Below are 13,326 nucleotides of genomic sequence, written 5' to 3'. Positions count from 1 at the left end.
CTGGTTATTATGGGATGCTTATGGAATGTATCTCTCGGATTCTTTCATATGAGCGACGTCTACTGTCAATATGGCACAATCAAATATATTCATAATCTCGCTTCTGGCACGATGCACAAAACCCAATACGGAATGCTCCATCTTACTTGTACATAACGAAGCATTGACCCAAATCTTCTGGTTCATGATGACGATCGACATCTCATTGTGCGTCGGGTAGCGGTACACTTCATCAAACACATTCGTTTCGGCATACATATCGGGCAAAGCAACCGAGAACATGACAATCGGCGGTTCATCCCCCATATCCGTAATGCGAAACTGCTCATGAATCGGGTAATTTTCTTTGGTCCATCTGAATCCATGTGTATAATCTTCGTCGACTTGCCAAACAGGTTCAAATCGACTCGTAGCTTCATCAAACAGGTCTTTGTAGAAATCCAGCAGCTTCATAACTGTTCACCTATACGCATGCTCTTTTGTGTCAAGATTGCGTACCTCCTTCGAATGACCACTATCCTGATTATAGAACCTAAATATTTGGTAAGTTCTTAATCGTCGTTTGAATTGTGTGATATTACAGCGATTTTATTTGGAAAGTGTTAGTATGCGGCCCGCGAATCCAAAAAAGCCCGAACCTCCTATGAGAGGTTCGAGCTTAATCAATTGATATCGTTACATCATGCCTGTATTAGCGTTGAAATCCCAGGTACCGGGTACCTTGAAAGGTCAGCCTGCCAGAGTCACCTTCAGCCAGCAAACCGGATTCTTGGCCGCTCACTTCGAACTCCATGCGATCGCCGCTCTCCACTTGGAAAGTAATGTAGTAGTCCGTGCTCGTGCTGGATGAGTGATTGATAATGCCATCGTTGTTGTGATGATGGGTTGAACTGCTTCTCACATTCGTCCGTTTATTGACGATATTCGCTTGAACGGTCAAGATCGGCTGCTTGTTATTGCGCTGCGATTGACGAATAGAGGCAATGACGCCGTAGATGATCAAACCAAACACAAGTAGAAACATCAACGGAAAAATAATACTCATAAAGCTGAACATACGATCGCCTGCCGTAAAAGGATCCATCGAACCCATTTGATCACCCTCTCCTCACTTGTAAGAACATACCTCTTTTACGAGTGATTCCCGCAGAAGGTTACAACTTCATCGTACGATAAATTACCGCCAAAAATATCAAGTGCACTGCCGATTGTAATATCAAGCTTGCCCGAAGTAAGCGAACGGAACAGCTCCAAATCCTCAAAGGACCTGGCTCCACCGGCATACGTCGTAGGAATGGTCACCCAGCTTGCAAGCTGCTGCGCCAAGTCTGCCAAAATACCTGTACGTTTACCTTCAACATCTACCGCATGGACCAAGTATTCGTCGCAATACTCCGCCAGCTCGCGAAGATGCGCTTCATTGACGCGGAATTCGCTGAACGTCTTCCACTGATTGGTTACGACAAACCATTCGTCATCCCGCTTCTTGCAGCTTAAATCAATAACCAGCCGCTCTTTGCCTACTTCCGAGACGATTCGCTGTAAATTGTTCATATCGAGCTCTCCGTCTCGGAATATATACGAGGTCACGATGACGTGAGTAGCCCCTGCTTCCAAGTATTGAGCTGCATTCTCAGCATGAATGCCGCCGCCGATCTGCAATCCCCCTGGATAAGCGCGCAATGCGGATACAGCCGCTTCCTCGTTGCCGCCGCCAAGCATAATTACATGACCGCCGGTCAGCTTATCGCGTTTAAACATCGCTGCATAATAGTCCGAATCATGCTCGGATACAAAGTTCTCGACAACCTGCTTATTGCTTGCTCCGAGCGTTTCTCCGACGATTTGTTTTACTTTGCCATGATGCAAATCAATACAAGGTCTGAATTTCATGACTGTCCTCTTCCTCTCTCTCTACTGCTCGTTTGGTACTGCTAATAGCGCATTCAGCTCATATAAGGAATGAATGGTAAAAGTCGGTCGGATCTCCTTATCCACTGATCCTCTTGCGGGATTGAAGTAACAGAAATCGATGCCAGCATTCTGCGCGCCTATGTAATCATCGGTTAATGAATCACCGACAAACAGCACCTGCTGCCGGTTCACACCAAGCGCTTCAATGGCCAGATCAAATATTTGCCGCTCCGGCTTACGGCATTCCACTTCATCCGAGATGAACAGATGGTCAAAGAAGTGCGCGAGGCCGCCTGCAAGCAGCCGTCTTCGCTGCGCTTCGCCAACTCCGTTAGAAATGACACCGAGCGGATAACGGCCGTGCAGCGTGGAGAGCAGTTCTACCGTTCCATCCATGAGGTGACAGTTGGAGCAGAAGAACTCCCAATACGTCTGAGCCAAATCTATCGACATGGTGTCGTCATGACCCATTTGCACGAGCGTATCGCGAAAGGAATAGGTCAGCACTTGCGAGATATGAAGTTTTCGCTCCATGCGCTCGATCCAATACGTCCAATTAATCGAAGCATACAAACTGCAGAATCGTTCCCATTCAAATCCGGCAAGCTCAGAGAGCCGATGATGCATGATTGTGTTCTGCATCGACTCGAATTCGCTGGTGTTATAGTCCAGAAGGGTTTGGTCCAAATCGAACAAAATCGCTTTATACACGGCTAATTCACCCGCCTTCGAATCATGCTGTAGAATCCCGCCCCGACAAGCACTCCTACCGTATTTAACAGAATATCGTCAATGTCGAAGCTTCCTCGATGAAGAAGCAGCTGCAGCAGCTCAAGTATGAACAACGCTGCGATGCTGAGCAAATTTAACCGTAAAATTTGAACACGGTATAAATACGGTATGGAAAGTCCGAATGGGACAAACACCGCCACATTGCCTACGATATTGACGAGCCAGTGGGTAGGCGTAAAACTGTCCGCATGATCGAAATACAGTCTTATTGTACGCATCGGAACAAGATTGTAACGGTAGCCGGACCACGGAGTTCCTGAACGGCCAAAGCCGATAAACATCCAATACAAGAGCAGCAATAAATAGAGTAGAGTTATAAGGCCAATCAGCTTCTTCACCCTAAGATCCGTCCCATTAATCGACATCGTCAATCTTCCAACCGGCTTGATTCACATTCGACAGGACGTAGGCGTGAACTCGTTCATCTGCCTTGATCGCATTCACAATGATGATGCGATTTGTTTTGCCCGGCTTCTTGTAGATCGTCTCTCCTTGAAACATTAGCTTGGTATACGAGAGCTCCGGTTGTGATAGGATGGTTTCGATAAACCACATGGTTCTCACGCGATCGGCAAAATAATCGCCCCATACTTTATCTGTTGCTTCCGGCTTTAATTGAACCGTATGTATGAAATCGAATAGAACCGCAACGGCGTCAGCTGGAATTCTCTTATCAACCAAAGCTGCTTGTTCACCTTCATCGGTAAGCCGTTCTGCTTGCGCGGTAAGTTCCTTCGTCTGCGCGGATAGCTGATCCTTCTCCTTCGCTAACGCTGCAATTTCACCTTCCGACTCCTTCAGCCGGGCAGCGAGCTTGTTGTTTGATTCCTGCAATTCCGAAAGCTGCTTCTGTTGTGAAGCCACCTGGAGCTCCAGCTGCTTTGATCTGTCGCTGCAGCCCGCGGCTATTAAGAGGATAGCGGCTATAAACACCAGCCTGCCTGCGATGCTCATTCGATTGCCAAGTATCATACAACATCCCGCCTATATCTATCATTTTCAAGACACGAGTTATCTCAATATCTTCTGGAAGGACGCCAAGTCGAGCCAGCGGTCGAATTTGTAAGCAATTTCTTTATAACACGCGACTTGCTCGTAGCCTAACTTCTTAAACAACGCCATACTGCTGTCATTCTCGGTACAGATCAGGGCTACCAAGGAATGGAATTTCAACTCCCTCGCAACACTTTCAATAAACGCCATTGCTTCTCGGCCAATCCCTTTACCGGTATAATCCGGATCAAGATAGATCGTTACATCCGCGGTTACATGAAATGCCGGTCGCTTCTTATGCTGCGTGAGCAGAGCATAACCGGCGTATTGCCCATTCAGTTTCACGATATAAGAACGGTAGATATCAGCCGTCGGCTCGATCAACTGTTTCATCTGCTCCGAAGAATAAGGAAGCATATCGAACGAAACCGTTGTATGTTCCACAAAATAATTGTACGTCCTGCGCACTTGTTCCAAATATTGGTCCGTATAATTCTCAAACGCTAGTTCTCTCATGATAGTTGCACCTCGTAGGTTCATTCGTATTTAGTTGCAAGGAAGGCAGGCATACCGCTCGGTTGGAGCCGTCGCCTGCCCGCCTAATGAATGGCACTCTATTCCCATCGTTCTATACTGTAAACCTTGTACGACTTATTGCTTATGTTCTCAGTGACCGTGTAGATCCAATTGTACTCATTAATAGAGGAGCGGCCATCCGAATAGTAGATGCCTATTTTCTCGATAATATAAAACTTGAATTCACCGTTGATCTTCTGGATATTCTTAATTTGATAACGAATGAGCTTTTCTTTAATATTCTTATCGCTTAGTCGCCTTACCAGGCTTTCTTGCTGTTTATAGAGGGGTCCGGCCGGGTCCAGCAATCCTTCCACCAAGGAAAACCGATTCTTATTGATAGCTTCGACCATCGATTCCTCATAGGCGTTCATGACGCGATTGGCGCCGGTCTCTTGATAGTCGATTGGTTCTCCGGTAACCGGGCCTTGATCATTATCAGGTTCGTCTTTGGCTGTACAGGCACTAAGCAGCAGAAGAAAGCTTAGCAGCAAGCAAAGCGTCGCCGTTCTGTACATGTCATGTGTGCTCCCGTCTTCTAATTTCTTGGTTATCCATCTCAATCGACGGTTCGTTCATAAATCATAATGTCTTTACCATCAGGCAGCACTGCAGGTTTGACTTGTATGCAGCCATTACGCTGCCAGAAAGCATGAGCCGCCGCATTCGAAGCCAATACACCCAGCCTGTGTGAAGTCACGCCGCGTTCGCGCATAATGGAATCGAATAGAGCCAGTGCTGCATTCCCATAACCGCGCCCTTGGTATGATCCATGAATAACTAGCAAGCCGATCCACGTGCAGGAATCCTTAGGGTTGTTCATGAGAAACTCAAGAATACCAATATCGTTTCCTTGCTCGCGAATGATATATCGCTCAGCCCCGACATCTTCGGCATCCTTCAACTCAGCAGCAATGTCTTCAACCGTCAGCTGTTCTTTATCTTTGGAAATGACATTAAAATACGGATTAGAGTTCAGAACCGCAAGCTCGCGTGCTATATGTTCATGCATAGATTTCATCAGTGAGAGCATTTCTACGATACCTTCGCTTCCTATATATCCAACTTAGACACGCAATCTATTTTACCATGAAATCCGCTGCAACTGGAATGCCCTTAAGTTGCATTCTCGCACAACCGTTATTGCTCCTCCCAGTAAGGATTAAGCAGCACCATATGAATATGGTCCTCCCATTCCCCGTTTATTCGGAGGTAATCCTTCGCCAGCCCTTCATGCTTGAAACCAAGCTGTTCCACTACTTTGAGAGAAGCGGCATTGCGCGGCATAATGTTCGCCTCGATGCGGTGTAAATTCAACTCTTCCCATGCATACGAAATCGTATGGGCCAGCGCTTCTTTCATATACCCCTTACTGCGTTCCGCAATGTCCATCCGATACCCTAGGTGACAGGATTGGAATGCCCCTCTGACGATATTGTTAAGCGTGACGGTCCCGATGAGATTCCCATGCGGCTGATCATTCAAGCATATCCAGAACTTTACGCTTTGTCCGTTATGAATGCTTTGTATATCGCTTTGTACAAGCTGTTGCTGAAACTCCATTGTATAGTATTCGTCACTTCTGGCTGGTTCCCACGGGATCAGCGCTTCTTTATTCCGCATGACAAAATCATAGACCTTCGTCATGTCGGATTCGTCAATCATCCGCAGCATAAGGTGTTTCGTCCGCAGTGTTACAGTTCGTTTGTTCATTCGTCCATCATCCCTCGGGTTGCTTTGTTCGCTTACATGGAAAGTGTCGTAATCTTACGACGAGAACACCTGATAAAGTGAATATACCCCGAATGCCAGTAGAATGAATGCCGAGATTCGATTAATCACACGCATCCCGCGAGCATTCAACGTTTGTCTGATAGCGCCGATCATCGCACTTAACAACAACCACCAAAGCATGGAGCCCGCAAACACCCCGAGTACAAGTGTTACTGAGTCCGCAGTTGAAGACTGCATGATGTTGAGCCCTGCAAAAATTCCAAGGAACGACAAAATCGTCATTGGATTCGTAATGGTTAGCAAGAAGGTCGTGATGTAAGCAGCCGTAGCATTGCGACTCATTCGCGGTTCCACATTGGCATCTGCCGCACTTGCTCGTAAGGATTGATACCCCAAATAACAGAGAAATAACCCGCCAATCAATCGAATCCACATCTGCTGCGCGACTAACCCGCTAGTAATCGCATCGAATCCGAAAGCAGCAATCAGCCCATAAATGCCATCGGCTGTCGCCGCTCCCAAGCCGGCAACCGCACCATACAGGCGCCCTTGATTAATCGTTCTCTTCATGCACAAGATGCCGATTGGTCCAACCGGAGCCGCAATCGATAATCCGATCATAATCCCTTTCATCACCATGCTCATTTGGTAAGACCCCTGTATCTATCTGGATGTATATATTAAAAGTTATTCTTATTGTAACCGAAAATCATACCTTCTGAGCATCCGATTCCCATTTATCTCAATCTACAACGATTATCTTCGGCCATAGCGTGCGCCATGCTTTCCGCTCAATACGCTCCAAGTAATAGGCATGATCTTCAAAATAGGGACTTCGCCTCACCTGCATCTTGAATAGATCGGATAAACCATTCGGGCAGCACAGCTCCAATTGACCGCGATTATTCAGCTGTGCGCCAATAGAAGTGACAGTTTCCGGCCAGCGCATGAGCGCGTCCTCAGTTGAGAGATATGGTTCAATACCATTGCGAATATGCATTCTGGCTTGGTTCTTGACCGACCATTTCGGATTACCGGTGCTGCTCACTAATTGGCGCTCGATTTCGCGATCCTTCTCTTCATCGAGATGCTCTGGATCAAAGTAGACGACATCAATATCGTCATGTGTCGCCCGATAAGGATATTCATGCAGATAATCCCAAACCAAATTACGCAGGTAACCTGCTGCAATGTAACTTTGAGGAAGCTGCAAGCTCGAAACGAGCTGAAGATCACGCATCAAGGATTCGTTCCCGCGCAAAATCAGCTTCAATTGTTCCGCGAGCGCAGCCTCATCAACCAATCTGACTTCATCTTGTAGCTGACTATCGCTTTGGATACTCCTGTTATCACTCTTCATCTGCCGAGAGCTCCACCCCTATCGGTGTCAAATAGCCATCCATGCTGGTACTGTTCTTGTTGGCACGATACTGCACCAGCTTCTCTTCTCCTTGGTTGACCGCCCATTTAAGAAGCAAATCCCGTTCGCCTTCATAGGAATAATACGGAATGCTGAAGCCGCACGATGTTTTCACAATATCAATATCGGCCACGATAATTTGCCTATAGCCCGGATAGAGCTGGAACGGCGCTGATGCCTCCTCCCACTCCGGGGAGCTTGGAAGAACAACACGTCCCGTGCCATATAACCTTAGAATAAGCGGCTTTCCTTCAAAAGCTACGAACATAAAGGTGATTCGTCCGGTAGCCGTCAGATGCGCACTCGTCTCGTTCCCGCTTCCGGTTAAGTCCAAATAAGCCACTTGATTAGGCGACAAAATGCGAAAGGCATCATGACCTTTGGGCGATAGATTCACATGCCCTTCAGTGGCGGCAGTGCCGACAAAGAACATTTTCTGATTCGCGATAAACTCGGCATGCTCGGGAAGAATGGATGAATAAGCTGTGCCCATAGGATCACCTCTATAATTTATGGTCCTCTTGCTCTTGCTTTCTCCTTGCTCGCAGATCCCGTTTCAAGACTTCTTGTCCCGGGTCACGTTTCGGACGTTTCGGCAGTTTGCTATTCATTTCAATTAACAAGATAACAATGAAAATGAGTAAAATGACTATAATAACGTTCACATTACCGCCTCCATAACCCTCACCGTCGTTAGAGCTCCTTCACAAAAAAGAGTTCGCCAACGCCGCCATCATTGATGCCGCTCAGAATGCCGCATTCCGTAAAGCCCATTTTGCGATGCCACATTTGCGGTGCGGGTTCATCGGCTTGCGAAGAGCTATAAAGCTTCGCCGCTCCCTGCTGCTTGAGATGGGCTTGCGCGAATTGGAGCATTTGCATGCCGATTCCATTGCCGCGCAGCTCCTCTTTTACTTTAATTAAACCGATATAGGGAAACTGTGACCATAGATGCTCCAGCTTCATGTAGCCTACACATCCATTCAACTGCTCTGCCAAAATAATATCCTCGTGATCAAGCTTCCATGACAGGATATGCGCTGGCGTATGGCGATCCCAGCTCACAGCTTCATCCAAGTCACCACGGTTACCGAATCTAATCGTAAGCATCCTATTTTACCCCTTTACTGCATCTAGTGCATCCACAAAACCACGAATCGCCAAGTAACAACCGTCCCTCTCGGTACCCATAAGATCATGGCCCGAGCGAAGAAATCCCTCGACTTTAAGATGCTGGAACTTGTCATGATAGCGCTGCAAATCTGAATCGTTAATGAGCGATCCTTCTAATTTCCCTCGCAAAATGAGTGCCGGCAATAAAGATGGAGAGTCGAGGGAGACAGACTTGGATTCGCGTTGAATGCCCAGCACCGCTTCTGTTCGTATATTCGAAGTTCGCTGAAACGGGATCAAATAATTATGGATATAGTCGTCGGCCCAGCCGCTTGGCATTTGACGATGCTCCGGTGGATAGTCGCTTAATAGTAATGAACGAATATGGTGTTCATTCTGAGCGGCAGCGTAGCCAAGCGCATAAGAGACACCTCTCGAATGACCGAACAGATGGAATTTCTGTATATCAAGCTTATGTATGACAGCTTCGATATCACTCACATGCTCATCTAAATGATAGCCGCTCTCCGGCGTATCGCTATTTCCCCTTCCTCTGAACGAGAGGACAACACATCGTCTGGGCAGCAGAAATGCGAGTAAATCCGCATATTCTTCTGCCGTTTCCGATAGGCCCGGGCAAATTAGCAGGGGCTCAGAATCCGGGTCTGCTTGGTTGATTGAATCATAATAATGAATGCGTACACCTTCGTTATCAGCAAATCCGGACGTGAAGTTCATTTTGTTCACCCCTTGCGCTCTTCTGCAATACGTTTCACCTGAAGATTCCGATCCTCCAAGAATCGACGCATGTATCGTTTCAATACGAGTCGTTCCACTGCCCAGCCGAGCGGACCAAGCGGAGCGGCAAAGGTTAGTCTATCTTTCATAAGCGTCTTGCCTTCTTGGGATTCAAGCATATGCTCATGACGCAAATACTTGAAAGCGCCGCGCTGCGTCTCGTCCACAAAGTAATACGGAGCTCGAAATTCCGTAATCTTCGATGTCAAACGCTGTCTCACAAAGAAGTGAGTAGCTTCGAAGGTGACCGTCTCGTTTAGCCCGATCGGACCGCTGGTTACACCCGCGACTGCTTTCTCCTTCGTATGCTGCCATACGGTACGGGTATGTACATCGATATCTCTCGCTAAGTCAAAACACACCTCAATTGGTGCGTCGATAAGCACTTCCGTCTCTACAGTTACCACTGCGAAGTCACCTCGTTTATGAATACCGGGTTGCTGCTAGTTTTCGAAGAAAGCATCAGGATATCTCAATTCTCCACCTTGTAATACCTGTAATGCTCCATCGGTTAATTCTACTGCCATATACACTTCATCCGATACTTCAAATTGCTTGAGCACAAGTCCGAAAGTACTTGCAGGCCGAAACCCGAAACGAGGGTAATATTCCGGATGTCCAATAAGAAGCACACCTGGGTATCCAAGCTCACGGCAGCGTGTTAAGCCCTCTTCGATCAGTTTCTTACCAACACCTTGCTTCTGAAACGCGGGCAGAACCGCGATCGGCGCTAGCACGATGACTTCATGGTTCGTATCACCGACAACAATGTAAGCTTTACTGAATAATGCATGGCCAATAATACCCTGCGCAGATTCGGCAACTAGGGATAAGGAATCGATAAACGATTCCGACAGTCGAATTCGTTCCACAAGCTTCGCTTCATATTCCCTCTGGTCGAAGGCTTCTAGATTCACCTGCCGTACTGCTCCATAATCGGCTTGCTTTTCTGTACGAATCGTATTCAAATCGTATGTTCACTCCTCATTCTTAGTAGCTAAACCTTTTTCTCCCATTCCCACTTATTACCTGATTTTCCTAGCATACTTGACCATTCCGCAAACGTCTATAGGCATTATAACGCCTTCATCTGTCTCTGGTATGGCTGTCTTAAACCAAAGACATTCTACCTACGGCAAATGCCCAATTGTGAGAGAACGCGGGCATCTGTCCAATCGCTGTGCCTTAGATTTCATACAATACTGTATACCGAGTGCCAAGAAAACCAACCACAAGTTGCAACATTTGGCAACGGAAATCACCTTTAAGGGAGGAAATTGCATGTCCGGTATGCACGGAGGTTTTACTTCTGCTGGCGTAATCCTGGTACTTTTCATACTGCTGGTCATCGTATCCCGCGGGTTTATGTACTAATCCTGTAGGAATATAGCCACAATCTGTTATGCAAAAACCGTCGAAGGGCTTAACCCCTTCGACGGTTTTTCATGTTATACGAACGCATACGTTTGCAATGCTGCGGCAACGCCATCTTCTTCGTTCGATAAAGTAACGACATCCGCCGCTTCCTTTACACCATCAGGTGAATTGGCAACCGCAACGCCGAGACCCGCAAACTTCAGCATGCCCACATCGTTGAAATAGTTCCCAATTGCCATAACCCGGCTTGGATCGACACCACGCACTTCGGCCAGCTTCCGCAGCGCCGTTCCTTTGCTCGCTTCTTTGTGCTGAACATCAATGAAATAGTCACCGCTGCGGATATGCTGCAGCCCATGCTCCCAGCCATTCCATTCCGCCTCGATGAGATTGAGATCTTCGATGCCGCCGAACAATGTGAATTTAACGAGTCCATCCGGCAACGGTTCTTTCGGATCGCGCATGACCGGCTTGGCTTCGTACTTTCGGTACATCTCCGCCGCCTCCGGGCTTACTCCTTCGACCAACATATCAAACGCGGTATTAATGTCAAAATGATGGCCGCCTTGCAAGCTATAATCGCGGAACCGAGCGACTTCAGACGCGTCAATGCTATACTGATGCAGCACTTTACGCTGCGCCGCGTCAATGGTCGCAGCACCATTATGAGTAATCATCGTACCCGATAATCCAAGTGCATCCAATACAGGCAGCGCATTAGCCGGCCCCCTGCCTGTGCATAAGACGATTTCTGCGCCTCGCGCGTGAGCTTCTCTAACCGCCTCTCTTACGGCAGGCGTCAGTACATGATTGTCCGTTAACAGCGTTCCATCAACATCCAGTGCGATAATATCGTAGTTGATCTTTCCCATCCTGTTGTCAGCCTCTCTTTGTCTTTGTTATTCTTCTGATGCATCCGCCTTCTTATGGACGGATTGCAGCTGCAATAATTCATCTTCTGTAAGCAGACGATAGGAGCCAAGAGGCAATTCAGGATCGAGCTGCAGCGGTCCCATCGCATTGCGCCGAAGATAGACCACCTTCTTGCCGACGGCTTCGAACATCCGCTTGACCTGATGAAATTTCCCCTCATGAATAGTCAGCGTAATCCGGCTGTATACACCGTCTTCCTTCGTTTCCTTCTCACCGATGACAAGCTCAGCCGGCATTGTCTCATAACCATCGTCAAGCGTCACGCCGGCAGCGAACGCCGCTTGATCACGCGCATCCACGTCACCGTGTACTAGTGCCTCATATAGCTTCGGTACATGCTTCTTAGGGGATAACAGATCATGTGCCAGCTTCCCATCGTTTGTCAGCAGCAGCAATCCCTCTGTATCCTTATCGAGCCGTCCTACCGGAAAAGGCTGCAAAACCCGATCATCGGGATCCAGTAAATCGATAACGGTACGGTCACGCGTGTCCTCGGTTGCAGATACGACTCCTTGTGGTTTATGCAGCATGACATAAATCGTCTCGCGATAGATGACTTCTTCATCATCGAAACGAACTACCGCTGCCTCCGGGTCAAGCTGCAAGCCAAAATCTTTCACCACCGCACCATCCACGGTCACTCTGCCAAGCTTCACAGCTCGTCTAATTTCACTGCGCGTTCCAAATCCCATATTAGCCAGCAGCTTATCCAGCCGCATCCGTTTCGCCATTCCCTTTACGCCTCCAACATGCTTTATCTTCACCCATTGTATAATAAAGCCGCTAGCTTGACCAATACCTGCCACATTGCTTCCGAACAAAACAAAATAGTCCCCGCCGGCTATCAGCCGCAAACGGAGACTATTCTCAAGTTATACACCTTAACTGCTGGCGCTCGTATAAGCCCTTAAAGCCCGCTTCCATAACATGCGAGCTGCCAGTAGAAACACCATTGCCAACAGCAGCGCGCCAATTGCGTGTGAGGCATCGAAACGACCGATCAATGCCTCAGCCGGAACCGTCGTCACGAGTCCGATTGGCATGACATACAAGAGTGCCAATCGAAGCGCGCCTTTATAAACGCTGACTGGATAACGTGATGTTTCGAATAACGAACCGAACAAGAACGCCAAATTATCGACCTTAACCGCCCAGAAGGACATCACCATCATGCCAGTCCAGAGTGCATAAATAATGACAAGAGACGCTATGAACAACAAACCAAACATCACTACACCACCAATGCTGGGAAGACCCATTACCCGCCACACGGCGTAGCCGGTCAATCCAAGACCTAAACCAATATCGGCGAAACGCCACAGCACGAGATGCCTGAAGCTGACGAAGAATTGGCTGTCTACAGGCTTCAGCAAGACGAAGTCGAGCGTTCCTTGGCGAATATGCGCGACCAGACGCGACATATTCGGCTGTAGAAACAGCTCCACGAAGCCATGCAGCGCATTGAATACGCCAAGAAGTGCAAGCACCTCATCAAAGGACCAACCCCCAAGCGAAGGCGAACGGTAGAAGAATAATATGACCGTCAGTATCGACATCGCGAGCGAGAACAAGGTGGAGCCTAGGTTTGCCGCGAAATTAGCCCGATACTCAAATTCTTCTGCCAGACACGCGTGGAAGAATGTCCGAAACAATCGATAAGCTCGCCTCATGTCCCC

22 protein-coding genes are annotated in these 13,326 nt (G+C 47.8%); 1 reads left to right on the top strand and 21 read right to left on the bottom strand.

Translation table 11 applies throughout. From position 1 onward, the window contains the following. Positions 1 to 18: 18 nt before the first annotated feature. The 18 genes from AC0YN4_RS14065 to AC0YN4_RS13980 all read right to left on the bottom strand — a co-directional run bounded on the left by AC0YN4_RS14065 (position 19) and on the right by AC0YN4_RS13980 (position 10,308). The gene (locus AC0YN4_RS14065; RefSeq protein ID WP_475780323.1) at positions 19 to 453 is read right to left on the bottom strand and encodes a hypothetical protein; all 435 of its coding nucleotides are present in this window, start codon (positions 451 to 453) and stop codon (positions 19 to 21) included. A 238-nt stretch (positions 454 to 691) separates the two neighbouring features. After that, the gene (locus tag AC0YN4_RS14060) at positions 692 to 1,093 is read right to left on the bottom strand and encodes a DUF2500 domain-containing protein (protein WP_475780322.1); all 402 of its coding nucleotides are present in this window, start codon (positions 1,091 to 1,093) and stop codon (positions 692 to 694) included. 38 nt (positions 1,094 to 1,131) lie between these two features. Next, entirely contained in the window at positions 1,132 to 1,893 is a 762-nt protein-coding gene (gene hisA, locus AC0YN4_RS14055; protein ID WP_475836032.1) for a phosphoribosylformimino-5-aminoimidazole carboxamide ribotide isomerase, read from the bottom strand. A gap of 21 nt (positions 1,894 to 1,914) precedes the next feature. Continuing rightward, positions 1,915 to 2,625: a YjjG family noncanonical pyrimidine nucleotidase gene (locus AC0YN4_RS14050; RefSeq protein WP_475836031.1), complete on the bottom strand. Its 711-nt coding sequence runs from the start codon at positions 2,623 to 2,625 to the stop codon at positions 1,915 to 1,917. A 2-nt stretch (positions 2,626 to 2,627) separates the two neighbouring features. Beyond that, positions 2,628 to 3,071 carry a VanZ family protein gene (locus tag AC0YN4_RS14045; RefSeq protein WP_475836030.1) on the bottom strand — a complete coding sequence of 148 codons (444 nt, stop codon included), beginning with the start codon at positions 3,069 to 3,071 and terminating at the stop codon, positions 2,628 to 2,630. Beyond that, positions 3,061 to 3,678: a hypothetical protein gene (locus tag AC0YN4_RS14040; protein WP_475780318.1), complete on the bottom strand. Its 618-nt coding sequence runs from the start codon at positions 3,676 to 3,678 to the stop codon at positions 3,061 to 3,063. Before AC0YN4_RS14040 ends, AC0YN4_RS14045 begins: the two co-directional genes overlap by 11 nt. 39 nt (positions 3,679 to 3,717) lie before the next feature. Next, entirely contained in the window at positions 3,718 to 4,215 is a 498-nt protein-coding gene (locus tag AC0YN4_RS14035; RefSeq protein ID WP_475780317.1) for an N-acetyltransferase family protein, read from the bottom strand. A 98-nt stretch (positions 4,216 to 4,313) separates the two neighbouring features. Further along, positions 4,314 to 4,793, bottom strand: a complete 480-nt coding sequence (locus AC0YN4_RS14030; protein WP_475780316.1) for a TcaA NTF2-like domain-containing protein — start codon at positions 4,791 to 4,793, stop codon at positions 4,314 to 4,316. 41 nt (positions 4,794 to 4,834) lie between these two features. After that, on the bottom strand, positions 4,835 to 5,287 hold the full coding sequence (locus AC0YN4_RS14025) for a GNAT family N-acetyltransferase (RefSeq protein WP_475780315.1): 453 nt from the start codon (positions 5,285 to 5,287) through the stop codon (positions 4,835 to 4,837). 128 nt (positions 5,288 to 5,415) lie between these two features. Next, complete coding sequence (locus tag AC0YN4_RS14020) at positions 5,416 to 5,988, bottom strand: GNAT family N-acetyltransferase (protein WP_475836029.1); 573 nt, start codon at positions 5,986 to 5,988, stop codon at positions 5,416 to 5,418. A gap of 54 nt (positions 5,989 to 6,042) precedes the next feature. Next, positions 6,043 to 6,654 carry a LysE family translocator gene (locus AC0YN4_RS14015; RefSeq protein WP_475780313.1) on the bottom strand — a complete coding sequence of 204 codons (612 nt, stop codon included), beginning with the start codon at positions 6,652 to 6,654 and terminating at the stop codon, positions 6,043 to 6,045. A 97-nt stretch (positions 6,655 to 6,751) separates the two neighbouring features. Further along, positions 6,752 to 7,369: a nucleotidyltransferase family protein gene (locus AC0YN4_RS14010; RefSeq protein WP_475836028.1), complete on the bottom strand. Its 618-nt coding sequence runs from the start codon at positions 7,367 to 7,369 to the stop codon at positions 6,752 to 6,754. Further along, the gene (locus tag AC0YN4_RS14005; protein WP_475780311.1) at positions 7,359 to 7,922 is read right to left on the bottom strand and encodes a pyridoxamine 5'-phosphate oxidase family protein; all 564 of its coding nucleotides are present in this window, start codon (positions 7,920 to 7,922) and stop codon (positions 7,359 to 7,361) included. The genes AC0YN4_RS14010 and AC0YN4_RS14005 overlap by 11 nt, the downstream gene beginning before the upstream one ends. Before the next feature lie 10 nt (positions 7,923 to 7,932). After that, the gene (locus AC0YN4_RS14000) at positions 7,933 to 8,094 is read right to left on the bottom strand and encodes a hypothetical protein (protein WP_475780310.1); all 162 of its coding nucleotides are present in this window, start codon (positions 8,092 to 8,094) and stop codon (positions 7,933 to 7,935) included. A 28-nt stretch (positions 8,095 to 8,122) separates the two neighbouring features. Beyond that, positions 8,123 to 8,539 (bottom strand): GNAT family N-acetyltransferase, encoded by a 417-nt coding sequence (locus AC0YN4_RS13995; RefSeq protein ID WP_475836027.1) that lies wholly within the window; start codon positions 8,537 to 8,539, stop codon positions 8,123 to 8,125. Between the two features lie 6 nt (positions 8,540 to 8,545). Continuing rightward, the gene (locus AC0YN4_RS13990) at positions 8,546 to 9,280 is read right to left on the bottom strand and encodes an alpha/beta fold hydrolase (protein WP_475836103.1); all 735 of its coding nucleotides are present in this window, start codon (positions 9,278 to 9,280) and stop codon (positions 8,546 to 8,548) included. 5 nt (positions 9,281 to 9,285) lie between these two features. After that, positions 9,286 to 9,747, bottom strand: coding sequence for an SRPBCC family protein (locus tag AC0YN4_RS13985; protein WP_475780308.1), 462 nt, complete (start codon positions 9,745 to 9,747; stop codon positions 9,286 to 9,288). Between the two features lie 36 nt (positions 9,748 to 9,783). Further along, positions 9,784 to 10,308, bottom strand: coding sequence for a GNAT family N-acetyltransferase (locus AC0YN4_RS13980; protein WP_475836026.1), 525 nt, complete (start codon positions 10,306 to 10,308; stop codon positions 9,784 to 9,786). Positions 10,309 to 10,621: 313 nt separating this feature from the next. Between AC0YN4_RS13980 and AC0YN4_RS13975 the strand changes: the two genes are divergently transcribed. Continuing rightward, complete coding sequence (locus AC0YN4_RS13975; protein ID WP_090977881.1) at positions 10,622 to 10,714, top strand: sporulation protein YjcZ; 93 nt, start codon at positions 10,622 to 10,624, stop codon at positions 10,712 to 10,714. Between the two features lie 74 nt (positions 10,715 to 10,788). Here the strand turns inward: AC0YN4_RS13975 and AC0YN4_RS13970 are convergent, their stop codons facing one another. The 3 genes from AC0YN4_RS13970 to AC0YN4_RS13960 form a co-directional block, all read right to left on the bottom strand. Further along, positions 10,789 to 11,589: a Cof-type HAD-IIB family hydrolase gene (locus AC0YN4_RS13970; RefSeq protein ID WP_475780306.1), complete on the bottom strand. Its 801-nt coding sequence runs from the start codon at positions 11,587 to 11,589 to the stop codon at positions 10,789 to 10,791. A gap of 27 nt (positions 11,590 to 11,616) precedes the next feature. Continuing rightward, positions 11,617 to 12,381, bottom strand: coding sequence for a pseudouridine synthase (locus AC0YN4_RS13965; protein WP_475836025.1), 765 nt, complete (start codon positions 12,379 to 12,381; stop codon positions 11,617 to 11,619). Between the two features lie 150 nt (positions 12,382 to 12,531). After that, on the bottom strand, positions 12,532 to 13,320 hold the full coding sequence (locus AC0YN4_RS13960; protein ID WP_475780304.1) for an ABC transporter permease: 789 nt from the start codon (positions 13,318 to 13,320) through the stop codon (positions 12,532 to 12,534). Between the last annotated feature and the right edge of the window lie 6 nt (positions 13,321 to 13,326).

Source organism: Paenibacillus sp. J22R3 (genome assembly GCF_056269305.1).
Note: the sequence above shows the minus strand (reverse complement) of the source record. Positions and strands in the feature narration are given on the sequence as shown.

What these genes read in the sequence shown, in the direction of transcription:
- AC0YN4_RS14065 (WP_475780323.1), bottom strand. Translation starts at nt 453, where the DNA reads ATGAAGCTGCTGGATTTCTACAAAGACCTGTTTGATGAAGCTACGAGT.
- AC0YN4_RS14060 (WP_475780322.1), bottom strand. Translation starts at nt 1,093, where the DNA reads ATGGGTTCGATGGATCCTTTTACGGCAGGCGATCGTATGTTCAGCTTT.
- hisA (WP_475836032.1), bottom strand. Translation starts at nt 1,893, where the DNA reads ATGAAATTCAGACCTTGTATTGATTTGCATCATGGCAAAGTAAAACAA.
- AC0YN4_RS14045 (WP_475836030.1), bottom strand. Translation starts at nt 3,071, where the DNA reads ATGTCGATTAATGGGACGGATCTTAGGGTGAAGAAGCTGATTGGCCTT.
- AC0YN4_RS14040 (WP_475780318.1), bottom strand. Translation starts at nt 3,678, where the DNA reads ATGATACTTGGCAATCGAATGAGCATCGCAGGCAGGCTGGTGTTTATA.
- AC0YN4_RS14035 (WP_475780317.1), bottom strand. Translation starts at nt 4,215, where the DNA reads ATGAGAGAACTAGCGTTTGAGAATTATACGGACCAATATTTGGAACAA.
- AC0YN4_RS14030 (WP_475780316.1), bottom strand. Translation starts at nt 4,793, where the DNA reads ATGTACAGAACGGCGACGCTTTGCTTGCTGCTAAGCTTTCTTCTGCTG.
- AC0YN4_RS14025 (WP_475780315.1), bottom strand. Translation starts at nt 5,287, where the DNA reads ATGCATGAACATATAGCACGCGAGCTTGCGGTTCTGAACTCTAATCCG.
- AC0YN4_RS14020 (WP_475836029.1), bottom strand. Translation starts at nt 5,988, where the DNA reads ATGAACAAACGAACTGTAACACTGCGGACGAAACACCTTATGCTGCGG.
- AC0YN4_RS14015 (WP_475780313.1), bottom strand. Translation starts at nt 6,654, where the DNA reads ATGAGCATGGTGATGAAAGGGATTATGATCGGATTATCGATTGCGGCT.
- AC0YN4_RS14010 (WP_475836028.1), bottom strand. Translation starts at nt 7,369, where the DNA reads ATGAAGAGTGATAACAGGAGTATCCAAAGCGATAGTCAGCTACAAGAT.
- AC0YN4_RS14005 (WP_475780311.1), bottom strand. Translation starts at nt 7,922, where the DNA reads ATGGGCACAGCTTATTCATCCATTCTTCCCGAGCATGCCGAGTTTATC.
- AC0YN4_RS13995 (WP_475836027.1), bottom strand. Translation starts at nt 8,539, where the DNA reads ATGCTTACGATTAGATTCGGTAACCGTGGTGACTTGGATGAAGCTGTG.
- AC0YN4_RS13990 (WP_475836103.1), bottom strand. Translation starts at nt 9,280, where the DNA reads ATGAACTTCACGTCCGGATTTGCTGATAACGAAGGTGTACGCATTCAT.
- AC0YN4_RS13975 (WP_090977881.1), top strand. Translation starts at nt 10,622, where the DNA reads ATGTCCGGTATGCACGGAGGTTTTACTTCTGCTGGCGTAATCCTGGTA.
- AC0YN4_RS13970 (WP_475780306.1), bottom strand. Translation starts at nt 11,589, where the DNA reads ATGGGAAAGATCAACTACGATATTATCGCACTGGATGTTGATGGAACG.
- AC0YN4_RS13965 (WP_475836025.1), bottom strand. Translation starts at nt 12,381, where the DNA reads ATGGCGAAACGGATGCGGCTGGATAAGCTGCTGGCTAATATGGGATTT.
- AC0YN4_RS13960 (WP_475780304.1), bottom strand. Translation starts at nt 13,320, where the DNA reads ATGAGGCGAGCTTATCGATTGTTTCGGACATTCTTCCACGCGTGTCTG.